Here is a 16,158-nt window from a genome sequence, read left to right on the forward strand (position 1 = left end):
CGGCACCGCTACGCCCCGAACAACCACCACGACACCCCATCGCGGGGCGCGGTTGCCGGTGTGCGGGCGCACCTTCGACGGCCACACCTGCCGCAAGCGCGGCGAACACCTCTGCAAGCCCCGCGCCGACCACGCCCAGGCGTTCGCCCAGGAGATCTGCGTCCACACCAAGGACCGGTGGGCACGGCGGCCGTTCATCCTCGCCGACTGGCAGCGCGACGACATCGTCCGCCCGCTGTTCGGCGAGGTCCGCTGGGACGACGAGGCCGAGTGCTACGTCCGCCGGTTCCGCATCGCGTGGATCGAACTGGCCCGCAAGAACGGCAAGTCCGAACTGCTGGCGTTCGTCGCCCTGTACCTCCTGGTCGGGGACGGCGTGGAGTCGGCCGAGGTCTACGGCTGTGCCCGCGACACCGACCAGGCCAAGCTGGTGTTCAACGTCGCCGCCCGCATGGTCCGGCTCTCGCCGGTGCTGTCGAAGCGGCTGCGGGTCATCGAGCACTCGGCGCGCATCGTGGACGAGAAGACCAACTCCGTCTACGCCGTCGTCCCGGCCGACGCGCTGGGCGGCCTAGGTAGCAACCCGAGTTGCGTCATCTTCGACGAGGTCCTGACCCAGCCCAACGGCGACTTCTGGAACGCCATGCGCACCGGCATGGGCACGCGGCTTGAGCCGTTGCTGATCGCGGCCACGACCGCGGGCAACGACCCCGCCTCCTTCGCCAAGGGCGAGCACGACGAGTTCGCCAAGATCGCCGAGAACCCCGCGCGGGCGCCGCACCGGTTCGTCTACCTGCGCAACACCCCGCCGACGCCGACCCGTGGGACGAGGCGAACTGGTACCACGCCAACCCCGCCCTCGGGGACTTCCTGTCGCTGGCCGCGCTACGGGAAGAAGCCCTCGAAGCCCGCAACGACCCGCTCAAGGAGAACGCGTTCCGGCAGTTCCGGTTGAACCAGTGGGTCAACCAGGCGTCGCGGTGGATGCCGATGCATCTGTACGCGGCGTGCACCGGCAGCACCCGCGACGAGCCCGATGCTCTGCGCCGGGAGCTGGCCCGCCGCCCCGCGTGGGGCGGACTGGACCTGGCCTCGAAGCTCGACCTGACCGCCTGGTGCCTGGTGGTGCCGAACGGCGTCGACGGTCACCCGTCAGTGCTGTGGCGGTTCTGGCTGCCCGAAGCCGGGGTGATTTTCCTGGACGAGCGCACCGAGGGCCGCGTCTCCCAGTGGGCCGCGGCGGGCTGGATCACCGTCACCGACGGCGAAGTCATCGACTACGAGAAGGTGGAAGCCGACATCATCGCCGACACCGGCCTGCTGCGCGTCGCGGACATCTCCTACGACGAGTGGTCCGGCGAACCCGTCCGCCAACGCCTGGAGAAGAAGACCGGTGTGCCGATGTTCCCGGTCGCCCAGACCTACAAGGGCATGACGGCGGGCATGACCGAACTCATGGCCCTGGCCAAATCACGCGGCTGGTCCCACCACGGCAACCCCGTCGCCGAATGGTGCTTCGACTCCGTCGAAGTCCGCCACCCACCCGGTGAACCAGACCTCATCCGCCCCGACAAGCCCGAGCGCGGCAAGACCGGCAAGCGCATCGACGCCGTACCCACAGCCGCGGTGGCGGTCGGCGGCTGGAAGCTGCGTGGCGCAAGGAGAACCAAGTCCTCACGGATGACGGTCCTCGGATGAACATGCGGCGATTCGTACCGCAAATCAGGATGCCGGCACGACCACCGCGTCGATCAATCCCAGATGGATATCACACTTCGACGCATCAACTTCCAGCCTAACGCGAAGGGCTCCGGCGATATTCGCATCAATGGATTTGACCTGACCGACTTTGACTGTCGCCCCACCCTTGGCGACGCCGTCCGCCGTTACCTGGAAGTTCGCTTCGACCTCCGGCGCGGAGTCATCGCTCACCCCGACCTGCATCCTCAATGATGCATACTTTCGATCGACCTGCAAATCGACCCACTTCGGAGAACAGCCCAGTCGTTTGACCACAACGGCGTTGTCGTAGTCCGCTGCATTCACCCTGATAGATCCGCTTTCGAACACGTCCCTTTGGCCCCCGGCGATCGGAACCGACCAAACGGAAACCGGATCAAGGGGGCCGCCTGTGCTCGACACGACCGTGGGCTGCACCGGAGGAGTCGTAGAGTCTTTCTCCTGGTCCAACGCCTTCGACTCGACGCTCGCCCCTCCGGTCGTCGGTCCGATCAGATCTGATGATGCGCCGCCGGTCCTCCCCGCGATAAGACTCCGATCGACGACTACCGTGAGTGTAGCCACGCCGACGACTATGAGCACAAGCGCAGCCGAAGTACGTAACTTGGGCAGTTTGCCCGCCACCCGTAAAAACAGCAGTAAACCAGTCAGAACGAAAAACGCACCCGCGACTGCCGCAAAGAACGGCTTAGGACTCTCGACCCATACGACGACCGCCGATATATCCGCAATGATGGCGATGACACTCAGGATCTTGGAACCGCTCTGCGGGCCAGCGGGGTTGTCGGTCATCGCACGCCTTCCACTTGAGCATCTGATGGAATTAACTTCGTGTACTTCCCAGGTGCGAGAGTCTGCCATACCGACCGCTACCAGGTCTTTGCGTCTCATGGCTGATGCCCGGTCGGCCGAGTGGTCGGTGGTGATGGACTGACTTGATCTCCACGAAGTTCGACTTGACCCCCACCCAGTGGATCGCGCGATTGGCGCGGCTGCACAACGCGTAGCTCCCGGAGCTGGAGTTGCTGGACGCCTACTACGAGGGAGAACAGCCGCTGTCGTACATGCACCCGGAGCTGATCCGCCGCCTGGACGGCCGCGTGCGCCAGGTGGTGATCAACTGGCCTCAGCTCGTGGTCGACGCGCTGGACGAGCGCCTGGACCTGACCGGGTTCCGGCTGGGCGGGCAGCGGGCCGCCGATCGCGAGCTGTGGCAGATCTGGCAGGCCAACCGGCTGGACCTGCACGCCGAACAGGCCCACGTCGACGCCCTGGCCCTCGGGCGCGCGTTCGCCATCGTCGGCACCAACGAGGACGACGCCGCCGCCCCGCTGGTCACGGTGGAGTCCCCGCTGGACGTCCACGTCGACCTCGACCCGCGGACCCGCCGCGTCCGGGCCGCGCTCAAACGCCAGTTCAGCGACGACGCCGAGGACGGCAACACGGAGGCGTGGGCGACGCTGTACCTGCCCAACGAGACCATCTGGTACACCTCCGAGAACGGCGGCGGGACCTGGGTCGAGGACCAGCGCGACGACCACGGCCTGGGCCGCGTCCCGGTGGTGCCGATCGTCAACCGGCCCCGCACGCGCCGCCGCCGCACCGCCCCGCCCCGGCTCGGGCGCTCGGAGCTGGCCGCCGTGCTGCCGCTGTCGGACGCCGCGTCGAAGATCGCCACGGACATGACGGTGTCGGCGGAGTATCACGCGATGCCGCGCCGCTACGCGCTGGGCTTCGACAAGGAGGACTTCGTCGACGCCCAGGGCCGTCCGCTGTCGCCGTGGGAGGCAGTGGCCGGTGTCCTGTGGGCCTCGCCCAAGAGCCCGAAGGAGGACGGGGTCAGCGTCGGTCAGTTCCCCGAAGCCGACCTGTCGAACTTCCACTCCACCCTCAACGCCCTGGCCCGGCTGGTCGCCAGCCTCACCGGCCTGCCGCCGCACTTCCTCGGCTACGCCACCGAGAACCCCGCCTCAGCGGACGGCATCCGCAGTTCGGAGTCCCGGCACATCAAGCGCGCCGAACGCCGTCAACGCTCGTTCGGTGACGGCCGGGAAGAGGTCATGCGCACGGTCCTGCTGGTGCGCGACGGGCGGGTGCCGGACGAAGCGCTGCGTATGGAAGTGCAGTGGGTCGACGCGGCCACCCCGACCTTCGCCGCCCAGGCCGATGGCGTGGTGAAGCTGTTCAGCGCGGACCGGTTGCTGCCGCGTCGCGCGTCGCGCGCTGGGCTACTCCGATGCCCAGATCCGGGAAATGGAAGCCGAGGACGCCGAGGCGTACAGCCGGGCCATCGGCGACCAGGCGGGCGAGTTCGGCCCCAAGCCGCTGCCCGCGGCCCGCGACCCGGCCGACGACGACCTGGAGTTCGAGCGCGTGCCCGCGCGCCGTGCACCGGTCCGGCTCGACCCGGCGGTGGGCGTGCCGCCGCAAGAAGAACTACCGCGAGGAGACCCGCAGCATCGCAGGGGTCGCCGTGACCACGATCGAGACCGACTTCGGCCGGTTGTCGGTCATGCTCAACCGGTACATGCCCACCGACACGGTCCAGGTGGTCAGCCTCGACCAGTGCGCCCCGTGATGCTGGAGAAGCCCGGTCAGGGGTTCCTGTTCTCCGAACCGCTGGCCAAGACCGGCTCGTCGGACCGGGCGCAGATCTACGGCGAGATCTCCTTGGAGTACGGGCCGGAGATCGCGCACGGCAAGATCACCGGCCTGACCACCGGCCCGACCGGTGGGGGTGGCGCGTGAAGTTCACCAGCACCCGCTACCCGCAGCTCGTCGTCCACGACCTCGGTGTGACCTTCGTGGACGGCTAGGCCGAGGTGGCCGACAAGGACACCGTCGACGCCCTGCGCGGGCTGCCCGCCGAGCTGGGTGTCCGCGCTGCCGGTGGCAGGCCGCCAGTCGCCCGAACAGATGCGGCGAAGGTAACTTCCGATTAGGAGTGCACCACCGACGCCCAGTTGCATGGCGCACCCTTCGTCGGGTCTTCGCCGCACAGCTTGGTCTGGCTAAATGTGGCGGCGGCTGTGAGGAGCGCAACCACTAAGGAACGCAGGACGAATCTGCGCCCGAACGTGGCTTTTTCGAGGGCGTGACGAGCCCTCTTCCGCCGAGGTGTCGTCGCCCGAACGCGATCTCTGATCATGATCCAGAGCATCGCCGCGTTCATCACGCCCGAGGCGACGGACGCAAGCTTGTCCGCCTCGTCAAGATCCATACGCAAACAATGCCAGAGCAGGCCAGCCCTTCGCTGGAGGGATGGGTGTTAAGGAGGTGTCCTGGCTCTTACCGATCGTCTTGTTACCGTCGATGACGTCCAGGCGCGCACGGACATCGAGCTGACGCCGGAACAGCGGGCACGGGCAACGGTGCTCATCGGCGACGCCTCGGCGATCAGCCGCGCCCGCGTGCCCAATCTGTCCGACCCGCCGCCCGCGACCGCGCCCGGCGTGATCGCCACGGCGGTGCTGCGGAACGGGCCGCAAGATTTCCTCAAGATCGCCGGTTGCGCACCTGGTCCGCGCCTGACCTGGACGGTTGGCTTGCACCGCGATCACGCCGGTCACGAGGTTCCGAGGCCGCCGACGTTCTTTGTTCCCTCTGTTCAAGCACCGAGTCTCACGGAGAGCACTGATCATGACGTTTGTCCGCCGGTCGGCGGTCCGGTTGTTGGCTGTCTGCCGGGTGGCGTTGGTGGTGGTCACCTTTGTCCTGGCGGTGCTGGTGGCCGTGGCACTGAGCGCGTCCGGCACGGCAGGCGAGCCCGCGGACGATGCCGAGTCGTCGTGATTCGTCGAGCGGTTCGTACGGGACGCCGGTCCAGGTTCCCTCGAACTGTGCGGTTGGTCGGACCGGCACGGCGACTGTGTCCCGTCGTCGGCGGCCTGCGGCGTGATGCACAGGACTGGCGCCGAACCGCTTTGCCGACCCGGTTCCGCTGTGGCGGTCCTGTGCCCATCCCGCTCCGTGTGTCTCCTTGGCAAGGATCCGTGGCCGCGATCGAGCCGGCCGCAGCGCTCACCGACGAGGCCCACCGCCGGGCCGGGGCAGGTGACCGGCCTGCCGCCTGCGTGTACGACGACGTCGAACTGTCCGGCACGCGCCGCCCGCACTCCATCCCATCGGTCGGTGCGCTCAGGGACCGGTCGGAGGACCCGCCCGCGAGGGCGCCTCCCGGTGGCGTCGGCCGCGTCTGGTGAGCCCGGCGCGGCGCAAATCGCGTGTCCCCTTGTTTCGTGAAGTCCCCAGGAAGGTCGGCTCGATGGCAATGGCTCGCAGAGCACCACGCAAGGACCACGTCGGCTTCCGTGTGCAGGAGGACTGGATCGTCACAGCGGTACGGCGGTGGGCGCCGCCGACCCCCGGCTCGCACCAGGTGACGGTGATCGGCGTGCACCACGTGGGCACCGAGCAGTACTACGAGCGGGTGAAGGCCGTCGCGAACAGCGATCCGGACGCGGTAGTGCTCTACGAAGGGTTGCGGCCGGGCAGCGTGGGCGAGGACGGCCCGGTGAAGCTCACCACGCAGGAGTACAAGGCGGTCGCGGTCGAGCAGGAATCCGGCCCGGCCGCCGGGTACCGGCAGATGGCATGGCTGCTGGGTCTGAAGGTGGGCTCGTCGTCGCTTGCCTCCGAGTACACCAAGCCCAACTGGCGCAACGGCGACATGCACATGCTCGACGTCATGCGCGCGATCGGCACCCGCAATTTGGGCGCGCGGTCGATCCAAGGGTCGGCGTTCGGCAACACCGCGTTCGACCCGCACGCGCAGGCCGCTGCGCACGCGGCGCGCCAAGTCGACGGCGGAGCGGACCTCGAGCGGGCGCGGAAGGAGGCCGCCGAACTGGGCGACGCCATCGCGACCGGCGCCGCGCAGGCCGGCGAGGGACTCAAGGCCATGTCGGCGGCAACACTCGCCAGCGCCGTACGCCACGATCCGGTGTGGCGGTTGCGGGCGATGGACAACGCGCGACGCGCGCTGAAATGGGCGTGTCCGGGTGAAATGCCGTTGTTGATGCGTGCCGTGCAGTCGGTCACGCGACTGCTCACGGGCGGCTGGCGCCGTAAGTCCAGGACAGCGGAGCGGATCAATCACCTCGTGGTGTACGACCTGCGGGAGCTGCAACTGATGACACGGGTGATGCGGCTGGCACAGGACACGCCGGTGGTGGTGGTGTTCGGCGCCGGACACATGGAGGGCATCGGGTCGTTCCTCGACCGCAACGGCTACCGGCAGCAGACGGACCGGGTGTCATGGTTGCAGGCATTCCCGGTGCGGGTGCCCACTGGGCGGGAGCGTAAGCAGGTCCTCGCCGAGCTGGCGACGAAGATCGAGCGGGAACGGACCGAAGCAGCGGAGAAGAACACAGTGGCTGATGCCGATACCGCCGCTCAGGCCGCCTCGCGGACTGTCCGACCCGACGACATCGGCGGGGCGTCCATCGGCGCAGCACGCGAGGCTGCCGAGAACGGTCCGGCCCACGTCGAGGAGCCCACGAAGTCGGACCCCGTCTCCTGAACGAGGCAGTACCCAAGCGACTTCACCGGACAGACCAGGCCCCAACTCGGCCAGGACGGTCGTGAACCCGGACAACGCCAAAGCAAGGACCGGATCTGCGGTCCTTGCCGGTGGAGCGGGAAGGCGTTACGGCAGTCTATTCGCTGATCGCCACCGTGCGGCTCGCGCGGTGGACGACAACCGCCCTGACGGTCGTCGTGGTCGTCGTGGCTGCACGTGGGCGACGAACTGCCGCACCGCCGGAGATCGGAGCCGGCTCCGCTGCGCACGTTCCTCCAGCGCACAACCGGTGCGGAAGTCGACCACGACGACTCATCGACCGCAGGGCGTCATCTCGATCATCCGTCCGATTGGTGCTGCTCGCAGGCACCGTGTCGGCTGGAGCGGGACGGGGTATGCCCGTCACGGGCTGTGCCATGCCGCCGTGGATTCGCGGTCGCGGTGCTCGAAATCGGCACGGGGTCGGGCTTCCAGACCGCACTGCTCGCCCGTCTGGTGAGGGACGTGGCTGCGTCGAACTGTGGGCCGACCGACGCGGCGGGCTGGCGGGACCTCGCCCGACTCGGGATCGGCAATGTCGAACTGCGCGTCGGGGGCCGGTACTCGTGGTGTGCCCAAGCATGCGCCCTACGACGCGGTCGTCGTGTCCACCGTATTCCCGGCGGTGCCGGCGTCGTTGGTCGAGCAGTTGCGTGTCGGCGCCGACTCGTGCAACCGATCGGGTCCGGCGGAGGGAGTCGATGCGGGTGGCCGGCGGACTGGAGCGGCGGAGCGTGCTGACGACGGCCAGGTTCGTCCGCCTGTACGACGATTACGGTTACCCGCGTTGAACCGTGCGAGAAGGCCCGGGAACCGCAGGACGAACGCTGAGCCGCCGCGACTCCACTGCCTGAACTGCGGCTGCACGCCGCGATCGATCGCCCGGATGGACTGCCGATGTGCGCGAACATCAGCTGCAGACCCGCGCCGTGGACGACGCCCTGGACCTGCTGGACGTGCTGATCACCAGCAAGTTGTTGGCACGGGCGGAGCGGGAGTCGAACAAGCAGAAGGTCAGGACCTGGCCCAGGCTCGGGAAGGCGTCGATCCGACTCGCCGCGGTGGTCGGGGTGCTGATGGAGGTGACCGGCGCCAGTGAGGACATCGCCGCGGACACCGAGCGGGAGGGTGTGGTGTTCGAGCCGGTGAGCTTGTCGCAGGTGTGGGAGCAGATCGAGGCGGTGGTGCCGCGCGAGCAGATCACCCAGGCGCTGACCGACATCGTGGCGCTGGCCGGGCAGGCGGACGAGGACGCCGACGCGGCGTGGCGGACGGAGCTGGTCAAGCGGTATGCGACGGTGCGGCCGTTCCTGCCGCTGCTGTGCCAGGTCATCGCGTTCGGCGCCACCCCGGAGGGGGAGCGGGTGCTGCGGGCGTTGACGGCGCTGCCGGGGTTGTGGGGCGGTGGCCGCAACAAGGTCGGGGTGGACGAGATCGACCAGGACCTGCTGATCGGGTCGTGGCGCAAGCTGGTGCTGTCCGGGCCGGAGTTGGAGCCGGGCACGGTGGACTGGCGCGCCTACACCTTCTGCGTGCTGGAGCAGTTCCACCGGCACCTCAAGCGCCGGGACATCTTCGCCGTTTCCCTTGCCCATAGCCACCTCGAACAGTCGACGACAGTGGCAGGCAACCTACCGCCGACCTCGAATACACGTTCGAGTGACAACGGTCCAGGCGTCCGGTGCTGCCGGTTACCAACCGCCGCCGTCGCCTCCGTAGTGCGCCCAGACCATCTGGCCGGCGTCGCCGGTGATCCTGGCCGCCGTGGAGGTCTTCGCCGCCAGCACCGGATTCCCGGCCACCGGTTCCATCAGGTCACGGACTGCGGTGCCGAGGTCGATCATCGCCCACGCGATGCGCTCCACGTCGGTGTCGCTGAGGGTGTGCAGCTCCGTCTGCCCGGTCTGGCGCAGCGTGTCCAGGTCGGCCGCCGGCGTGCCCTCGCCGTACTCGGCCAGCGTGTCGGCGTCGACCAGCTCGTCGAGCCGGTCGGTGGCCACCGTGGCCTGGGCGGCGACGGTGAACGCGTCGATCCGCGTCGTGGTGGCGGGTGCGAAGTCGTGCAGGAGTTCGCTGACCACTCCGGCGATCGTCAGCGCGACCCGTGCGGCCATGATCCGCTCGGTGATCTCGCCGTCCGGCCGGTCGGCGGCCCGTCGGGCGGCGTGTGCCACGCCGGTCACCAGACCGGCCAGGCCGGTGGTCGTGCCAGCACGCAGCGGCGAGGTGGGTGGGGAGTCGTTCATGCCGCGCATAGTGGCCCGCCGTGCGCGGCTACCGACCGGTCGTCACGGCCCCCCGGTAGCGCAGGCCGAAAAACAACGGTTGGCCTTGTCGGCGCTGATCCGTACGCGTTCGGCACTGATCACTCGCGGTTCGGGGCCTTCGGGGACCACTGCACGCCTGGTCGCTTGCTATGCACGAGGTCGTCAGGCGGCTGGCGGCGTAGCGTCGCTGGTCGTGTCCGTCGGGCGGAACGGAGTGGCGAGTGAGACCGCGGCGGCGAGCACGCTGAGCAGCAGCGCGGTGTACGCCCAGAAGCGGCGGTCCATAATGTCGTTGTCGCACATCATGCCGTACCCGCCGGTGCCGTGGTCGATCCGGGAAACCGAGGTGCCGCAGCTGACCGAGGGGAGGGTCGGGTTCGGCTCGGTCGAGACGTCCGTGACCAGTCCGATCGTGCCGACGACGGCCAGCAGAACGGCGGCGACGAGGAGGAGGGCCATGCGCAGAGCGGACGACACGAGCGGCCTCCGAGGGTGGGGTAAGTCCTCATCCTGACGGGGGGCGTGCGCCCCGCGCACCGCGTTACTGCGGATCGTCGGGGTGGCACCCCGCGCACACGCTAGCGGGCGTGCGGATCGCCCCCGGCTTGCAGTGGCCGCCTCCCGGGCGTGCTGGGCGCGCACGACGTCGCCGGGAACCCGCAGGTTGTCGGGCCTGGTGGTCTGCATGGCCAGGCAGGTCTCCAGCGGGGTGTCGAGCGCGATCGCGACGTCGAGGGCAACGACGGGATCGTCAGCCTGGGTTGTGGTCTGGACGGGTGGTCGATGGTTGTCGTCCCGTGACCGGCACTGCGGCCGGGCCTACGGTGTTCGGGAACAGCCCATCGCCGGCAGCTCGGACGCATCTGTCCGGAGCGGGCGGGGAAGGAGCTGGGATGTCGTTTCGTCGGCAAATCGGGGTACGGCGGGTACGAGCGCGACGATTACGCCACGCAGTACCAGGCAGGGTAGTACCAGGCGGGCCAGTCAGGGCGGCCATTGGAGACCGACGCCAGCGTGTTGCAGTGGGAGCGTGGGTTGACCGCGCCACTGGCGGCGTTGATCGCGCATCTGCACTTGTTGATGATCGAGGCCCGGCTGACCCGCGCACGCATCATGGCCAGCTTCGTCGACGACGCCACCAGCGGCGAAACCCCGCTCTATCACGTTCCTGACGGGCCGGGGTGGCTGGCGTGTCAACCGCTGGCGCGTGTCCGACCAGATGGTCCCGCGCGACAAGCGCACCCCGCCGGACACACTGCTGGTCGACCGGATCGTCATCCTCGCGACTCGTGCCACCGGCCAGGACATCGCCGGTGTCCGGCGCAAGGTCGGACGACTCCACCAGGCCGCTGTCGAAGCCGCCCGCGCGCGACTTTCAGATGACCCGGACGGCCGCGAGGCCGCGGTCCACGACGGAGTACAGCGCCTCAGGGCGGACCTGGCCGACGCCTGGAACCGTATCGACCGGTTCGCCGTCGATGCCGCGGACACCGTCACCGAGTACAAGCAGTTCCTCCGCACAGTCGATCAACAGTTGCTGGCCAAGGAGGAGGAGTACGGCGAGCGCCTGCGCGCCGTCACGGGTGACCGCCGCCTCGAAATGAAGAGTTTCTACTCGGATATGAAGGCCGTGGTCGCGCGGCACCACCCGAAACTCAAGGACTACGCCATCGAGTTGCAGCGCCTCCAGGACGACGCGGCGCAGATGTGGCGCGTCCTGGAGATGCTCCAGACCGAGTTGATCACCCTCCGCGCGGAGAACGACTGTTTGCACACCGCAGCCCGCGCCGACGACCTGATCCTGAACGCGGGTTCGGAGGTCGACCGCCAACTGCATGAACGGTTCGAATCGCTGGGCACCTGGGCAGCCGATCTGGCCAGAAGGAGTGCCCGCGTGCAGGATCAGGTCGACGGTGTCGAACGCGACTCTCCCGCAGTCCACTACACCGACCGGTACCCGATGGCTGCGCTCGTTGAACCACGTTTCCCTGTCTACCGGTCGGTCCACCTCACGGCGGAACCGCGCGACGATCACCCCGGCTTCACGCGAAGAGAGCTCGTTCTTTTCCTCGCCGCATTGGTGATCGCCATCGTGATCATGCTGCTCTGGCTGGCGCGACATCGGCGAACGGTCCCACCCATTGGTGCTGCTCCGTGCCGAAGTGGCTATGCCAAGAGCTGTAAGCACTGGTCAGGTGTGGTTCGGGCGGGACTCTGTAAAGCCGTCGCGCTTGACGCCCGCGGCCACACCACAGCTGCGATAGGATCGTTACGAGGAACGCGATCCCACGCAGATCATCGCTCGCGGTGAATCGCACGAACGCCATCGGTGACGGCCGCCGTGGTGGCGAAGAGCAACGAGCCCGTTTTGTTGGGTGGGCCCGATACGACGCCAACGACCGCACGGCTGGCATGTGCTCGATTTGCTCTGTAGTCACTAGGACTTTGGTGCGACCGCTCCGAAGGGCACCGATGCGACGTCGGTCCACTCGTATGCCTTGCGGTCGCGATTGAGGTTGATCAGCGATACAGAGGACACGGTGACCTTCCCCGTGTGCTCGCCATGGATGCGCAGGGCTTCGGCGAGAGGTTCGGCGGCTCCGGCGGCGTTGGAGTAGGCGAGGCTGACGTGAGCCCGGAACCCGGTTTCGGGTTCGGGCACGTTGTCCGGTCCCCAGACGTCGCCGATGGCGGCGCGGAGGGCCAGCCGCAGTTGCGCCAGCGGTTCCAGCGGTCGGGCGGGCATCTGGATGGTCTCGGGGTCGACGTGGGCCGGGCCGATGGTGACGGTGAAGGGCTCCAGTTCGGCGCAGCGCTTGCGGGCCGCCTCCACGATGCGGTTCACGTCGTCGCGGAGCACTTCGTCGGTGAAGCCGATGCCCTGGAGTGTCAGGTGCAGCCATCGTGGGGGAACCGGGTCGAGTTGGGGCAGCGCCGCCAGAACGGGCGCATAGTCGGTAACAAGCTGTTGCGCGCCTGGCTGGTCGCCGAAAGTGATGTGCCAGGTGTAGAACGACCTGCCGACCTTCCAGCCCGGCCTCCACCACCAGTGGTCGCGCATCGGTTCCGGCTCGTTCACGCGGTCAACTCCCTTGTCCCGGTCTCACTGCAAAGTCGATCATGGCGCCGCGGATCCTTCTCGTCGTCGCGTCGGCCGTCCCACCCACATGGCTTCCGGCACTGCCGGAGATCGGAGCTGGCTCCGTTGCGCGAGTTCTTCCAGCACACCGCCGGCGAAAGAATGCGATGACGACTGATACGACCGCAGGGCGTCGTCGCGGTCATTTGTCGGAGCCATGCCTGCTCCGCAGGCACCGTGTCGTCCGGACCGCCGGGTACGCCGGTCATGGGTTGTGCCATGCCGCGGTGGATTCGCGGTGGTGTAGGACGTGCAGGCGGTGGCGTAACACGGTGACGGCTTCGGTGTCGCCATGGTCGGCGCGGCGGATGAAGGAGCCGAGGGTGTGCAGGTCGCGGAGGCCGCGCAGGGTCGGCAGGCCGGGCCAGTCGCGCAGGTCGTGGCCGTAGGCTCGGGCGAAGCGGTCCAGTTCGGTGGTGGTGCGGCCCATGCGGATGCCCTGGTAGGTGTTGGCCAGGTCCAGTTCGCGCGGGCCGGTGGCGGTCTCGTCCCAGTCGCCGAGCAGCCACTGGCCGCTGAGGGTGTCGAGCAGCATGTTGCCGGGGTAGGCGTCGCCGTGCAGGTGGCCGTTGCCCAGTGGGAAGTCGAGTGTGGCGTAGTCGGCCAGCAGTGCGTCTGCGGTGTCGGCGAGCCAGGCACGGTCGCCGGGGGATAGGCAGGCGGCCGTGGCGATGGCGGTGCGAAGGGAGGCGAGGGGCCGGTAGACGGGCAGGTCGACCGGTGGTGGCGGGAGTCGGTGCAGTTCGCGCAGCAGGCGGCCCAGCTCGGCCGGATCGGGCCGTGGGGGCGGGTCGGGTTGGGGGTAGTGGGTCCAGAAGGTGACCACGAGCCCGTCGCCGACGATCGGTTCGCCATGGGGCAGTGGGGCGGTGGCGGGGAAGCCCTGGCCGGTCAGCCAGCCGGCGACCGCCACCGCGCGCTCGGCGGCGGCCCGGTCGCCGGTGTGCACGCGGGCGACGGCGTCGACAGCGGGCAGCAGGTAGACCGTGGTGGCGTGGCGGTGCAGCAGCCGCAGCCCGCTGGTGTCCAGCCCCATCCGGTGGGCCCCGTCCACCACGAGTCCGGCGGGGTCCTGGTCAGGGTGCAGTGCGATCACCGGACGAATCTAGCGACCGCGCCGCCGTGGGCGCGTCGAGCAGGTCGCCCAACAGCTCCCGGGCGCGTTGGACGCCGCCGACGTCGCTGATCAACCGCCGGGTGCGGCGGACCGCGGGTGGTAGTTGCGCGATGCGCTCACCGAATGGCAGGTGCCGCAGCGGCGCCAAGGCCGCCGCGGCGGCGTCGAAGTCCCGGTCGCGCAGGTGGCTGTGCGCGAGCACGATGCGGGTGAGTGCGACATCGCCGTAGGACCGCTCCTGTTCGGGTGCGGCGGCGTAGGCGGTGAGCGCGTCATGGGCGTGGCGGCGCGCGGCGGCAGGGTCGCCGAGCAGGTCGTGGGTGCCGGCGCGGTAGTAGGCCTGCTTGGTGTGCGGGAAGGTGAAGATCCCGCCGAAGGCGCTGACTTCGTCGTGCCGGTCGGGCAGTGTCTCCAGGTCGTGCAGGCGCCGCAGGGCGTCGAGGGCCCGAGCGGCGTCGCCTGTCCGTGCGCTCACCCGCGCTTCCAGGGCCACGGTGCGCCGGATGGTCTGCGTCCCGACCGCTCCTGCCGAGACCGGGGTGAGGAATCTCAGCGCTGCGGCCGGGGTAGGGCTCCACTCCAGGGCCAGGGCGGCGCTGCCGCGTGCCCACACACGCAGCGCGTCGCTGTCGGCGGCTTCGGCGCAGCGCTCGGCGGTGTGCAACTGGGCACGGGCGGCGGCGGGGTCGCCCAGATTCTGCGACGCGGAAGCCAGCAGCAGGCACCCGGTCCCGGCGACGAGGTAGGCGTCGCGGAGTTGACGGGGCCGCACACCTCGACGGATCAACGTGAACGCGGCGTCGCGGACCCCGACGATGCGGGGGAGCAGGTCGACCGCGGGGGTGTGGACGTACTCGGTGGCCAGTTCCGCCAGTGACACGGCCAGCCAGTCCAGGTCGGGGTCGTCGACCGTGGCGGTCGCCAGTACGGAGCCGAAGTCGAGTGCGCGGCGCGCCGCGGCGGACATCAGCGCCTGCACATCGACCGGTTCCCCGGCCGCCGGTCGGCCGCCAGGCAGCGCGGCGTCGTCCGGCGGCGGTGTGCGGTGTGCTTGCTCCTGACGAGCGGTCCCCTGTGTTTCGCCTGTCGATCGAACGCCGTGCGGTTCGCCGATCGGGAGTCCGTCGAGGAGTCGGTCGAGGTCGTCCATGGTGACGTGGAGTGCGTCGGCCAGGGCAGGGCGCTGTTCGGGCAGTGGGGTGCTGGTGCCGGCTTCCCAGGTGCGCACGGTCCTGGCGTTGACGCCGATTTTTTCGCCGAGGCGTTCCTGACTCAGCCCGTACATCATCCGCCGCTGCTGAAGCGTCTCCCGCCTCGCCATCGCTACGTGACACCTCCCGTATCCAGGCCGGACACGCTAGACGAGATCCACTGGATTCAGCAGGTCGCGCCCGGTCACCGGTTGGCAGATCACCCGTTCGATGTAGGAGCGGTTCCTCAAGATCTCCTCAAGATCGCCGGTTGCGCACCTGGCTCCGCCAGGTATTGGGCGATTGGCTTGTGGCCGGTATCCGCCATCGTCCCGGTTTCGTAATCACGGTGGCCTTTCGCTTCGAGAAGGGTCCGCCGCCGCGCGCGTGGCCTGGACGACGGCGGATGCCCTGATGCATGTGAACCCACGCTTGGAGCACTTCGCGTATGCCGTCCGTCGTCTTCCCGATCGTCGCAGCCGCCGTCTCGCTGTCCGCTTCGGATACACGGTCGACCACGACTACCTGCACGACCGTGAGTGTTGAGAGGACGGCATGACCTCCGACGGCGTCGAGGTGAGCAACCGGCTCGACGGGATTGTGCACGGCCCGGCCGCGCAGGCAGGCCAGATCGACGTCATGCACATTCATGCCTCGACCGCTTCTGCCGCGCCGATCCCGTGGCAGCTTCCGCCGGCCCCGCGGGCGTTCACCGATCGACAGGACGACCGTGAGCGGTTGAACCACGTGTTGACCGGCACCAGGGGGGACGACGCGGATGGCGGGATGGCCGCCGGCCCGGTGGTCATCGGCCTGTACGGCCCGACCGGTATCGGCAAGTCTGCGCTGGCCGTGCGGTGGCTGCACGAACAGCACGATCGGCTCCCGGACGGGCAGCTGCACGCCCGGTTCGACACCGGCGGCCCGGTGGACGCTCCCGATCCGGATTCCGTTGTCAGCGGGTTCCTGCTCGCTCTCGGCATCGCCCAGTACGCACTGCCTGCCGAGCCCGATCAGGGGGTGGCGCTGTACCGGCCCCCGACCGTCGACCGTGTGTTGGCGGTGCTGCTCGACGACATCGGCGACGCGGGGGAGGTGGCGCCGTCGTTGCCCAGCGGATCCGGCCGCTGGCGGCTGTAACCAGT

14 protein-coding genes and 3 pseudogenes are annotated in these 16,158 nt (G+C 68.9%); 10 read left to right on the top strand and 7 right to left on the bottom strand.

Annotation, left to right across the window (positions count from 1 at the left end; translation table 11 throughout):
• Positions 1-58 precede the first annotated feature (58 nt).
• Together ADK67_RS55125 and ADK67_RS55130 are read left to right on the top strand one after the other, a co-directional pair.
• A complete protein-coding gene (locus tag ADK67_RS55125; protein ID WP_053719458.1) occupies positions 59-955 on the top strand; it encodes a terminase large subunit domain-containing protein in 897 nt (298 codons plus the stop codon).
• Positions 856-1,698 (top strand): annotated as a pseudogene (locus ADK67_RS55130) (terminase TerL endonuclease subunit); the annotation flags it as partial. The gene ADK67_RS55125 and the pseudogene ADK67_RS55130, both read left to right, overlap by 100 nt.
• A gap of 24 nt (positions 1,699-1,722) precedes the next feature.
• Here ADK67_RS55130 and ADK67_RS51250 read toward each other — a convergent pair.
• Positions 1,723-2,532, bottom strand: a complete 810-nt coding sequence (locus ADK67_RS51250; RefSeq protein WP_197289642.1) for a hypothetical protein — start codon at positions 2,530-2,532, stop codon at positions 1,723-1,725.
• A gap of 230 nt (positions 2,533-2,762) precedes the next feature.
• Between ADK67_RS51250 and ADK67_RS27730 the strand changes: the two genes are divergently transcribed.
• From ADK67_RS27730 to ADK67_RS54790, 6 genes and pseudogenes are all read left to right on the top strand, one after another.
• On the top strand, positions 2,763-4,217 hold the full coding sequence (locus ADK67_RS27730; protein ID WP_063797742.1) for a phage portal protein: 1,455 nt from the start codon (positions 2,763-2,765) through the stop codon (positions 4,215-4,217).
• Positions 4,214-4,488, top strand: a pseudogene (locus ADK67_RS52765) (SU10 major capsid protein). Before ADK67_RS27730 ends, ADK67_RS52765 begins: the two are co-directional and overlap by 4 nt.
• A gap of 891 nt (positions 4,489-5,379) precedes the next feature.
• Positions 5,380-5,532 carry a hypothetical protein gene (locus ADK67_RS51255; RefSeq protein ID WP_157620885.1) on the top strand — a complete coding sequence of 51 codons (153 nt, stop codon included), beginning with the start codon at positions 5,380-5,382 and terminating at the stop codon, positions 5,530-5,532.
• Positions 5,533-5,732: 200 nt separating this feature from the next.
• Positions 5,733-5,942, top strand: coding sequence for a hypothetical protein (locus ADK67_RS27740; RefSeq protein WP_053719463.1), 210 nt, complete (start codon positions 5,733-5,735; stop codon positions 5,940-5,942).
• A 62-nt stretch (positions 5,943-6,004) separates the two neighbouring features.
• The gene (locus ADK67_RS27745; RefSeq protein ID WP_157620886.1) at positions 6,005-7,261 is read left to right on the top strand and encodes a hypothetical protein; all 1,257 of its coding nucleotides are present in this window, start codon (positions 6,005-6,007) and stop codon (positions 7,259-7,261) included.
• A gap of 574 nt (positions 7,262-7,835) precedes the next feature.
• Positions 7,836-7,907 (top strand): annotated as a pseudogene (locus tag ADK67_RS54790) (hypothetical protein); the annotation flags it as partial.
• 303 nt (positions 7,908-8,210) lie between these two features.
• On the opposite strand, the gene ADK67_RS27750 reads toward ADK67_RS54790, so the two are convergent.
• The 3 genes from ADK67_RS27750 to ADK67_RS27760 all read right to left on the bottom strand — a co-directional run bounded on the left by ADK67_RS27750 (position 8,211) and on the right by ADK67_RS27760 (position 10,026).
• Positions 8,211-8,804, bottom strand: coding sequence for a hypothetical protein (locus ADK67_RS27750; protein ID WP_053719465.1), 594 nt, complete (start codon positions 8,802-8,804; stop codon positions 8,211-8,213).
• A 187-nt stretch (positions 8,805-8,991) separates the two neighbouring features.
• Positions 8,992-9,546 carry a hypothetical protein gene (locus ADK67_RS27755; protein ID WP_157620887.1) on the bottom strand — a complete coding sequence of 185 codons (555 nt, stop codon included), beginning with the start codon at positions 9,544-9,546 and terminating at the stop codon, positions 8,992-8,994.
• Positions 9,547-9,729: 183 nt separating this feature from the next.
• Entirely contained in the window at positions 9,730-10,026 is a 297-nt protein-coding gene (locus ADK67_RS27760) for a hypothetical protein (protein WP_157620888.1), read from the bottom strand.
• Between the two features lie 748 nt (positions 10,027-10,774).
• On the opposite strand from ADK67_RS27760, the gene ADK67_RS27770 reads away from it, so the two are divergent.
• Complete coding sequence (locus tag ADK67_RS27770) at positions 10,775-11,878, top strand: hypothetical protein (RefSeq protein WP_053719469.1); 1,104 nt, start codon at positions 10,775-10,777, stop codon at positions 11,876-11,878.
• A gap of 126 nt (positions 11,879-12,004) precedes the next feature.
• Here ADK67_RS27770 and ADK67_RS27775 read toward each other — a convergent pair whose 3' ends face one another.
• From ADK67_RS27775 to ADK67_RS27785, 3 genes are all read right to left on the bottom strand, one after another.
• Positions 12,005-12,646, bottom strand: coding sequence for a 2'-5' RNA ligase family protein (locus ADK67_RS27775; RefSeq protein ID WP_053719470.1), 642 nt, complete (start codon positions 12,644-12,646; stop codon positions 12,005-12,007).
• Between the two features lie 265 nt (positions 12,647-12,911).
• The gene (locus ADK67_RS27780) at positions 12,912-13,802 is read right to left on the bottom strand and encodes a phosphotransferase family protein (RefSeq protein WP_157620889.1); all 891 of its coding nucleotides are present in this window, start codon (positions 13,800-13,802) and stop codon (positions 12,912-12,914) included.
• Positions 13,783-15,144, bottom strand: coding sequence for a helix-turn-helix transcriptional regulator (locus ADK67_RS27785; protein WP_053719471.1), 1,362 nt, complete (start codon positions 15,142-15,144; stop codon positions 13,783-13,785). The genes ADK67_RS27780 and ADK67_RS27785 overlap by 20 nt, the downstream gene beginning before the upstream one ends.
• Positions 15,145-15,589: 445 nt before the next feature.
• Here ADK67_RS27785 and ADK67_RS27790 point away from each other — a divergent pair, with 445 nt between their 5' ends.
• A complete protein-coding gene (locus tag ADK67_RS27790; protein ID WP_197289643.1) occupies positions 15,590-16,153 on the top strand; it encodes a hypothetical protein in 564 nt (187 codons plus the stop codon).
• Positions 16,154-16,158: the final 5 nt, after the last annotated feature.

The sequence above is a fragment of the Saccharothrix sp. NRRL B-16348 genome, from assembly GCF_001280085.1.
GTDB lineage: Bacteria > Actinomycetota > Actinomycetes > Mycobacteriales > Pseudonocardiaceae > Actinosynnema.

Coding starts and splice junctions, on each gene's coding strand:
- ADK67_RS51250 (WP_197289642.1), bottom strand. CDS start 2,532: ATGACCGACAACCCCGCTGGCCCGCAGAGCGGTTCCAAGATCCTGAGT.
- ADK67_RS51255 (WP_157620885.1), top strand. CDS start 5,380: ATGACGTTTGTCCGCCGGTCGGCGGTCCGGTTGTTGGCTGTCTGCCGG.
- ADK67_RS27745 (WP_157620886.1), top strand. CDS start 6,005: ATGGCAATGGCTCGCAGAGCACCACGCAAGGACCACGTCGGCTTCCGT.
- ADK67_RS27755 (WP_157620887.1), bottom strand. CDS start 9,546: ATGAACGACTCCCCACCCACCTCGCCGCTGCGTGCTGGCACGACCACC.
- ADK67_RS27760 (WP_157620888.1), bottom strand. CDS start 10,026: ATGGCCCTCCTCCTCGTCGCCGCCGTTCTGCTGGCCGTCGTCGGCACG.
- ADK67_RS27785 (WP_053719471.1), bottom strand. CDS start 15,144: ATGGCGAGGCGGGAGACGCTTCAGCAGCGGCGGATGATGTACGGGCTG.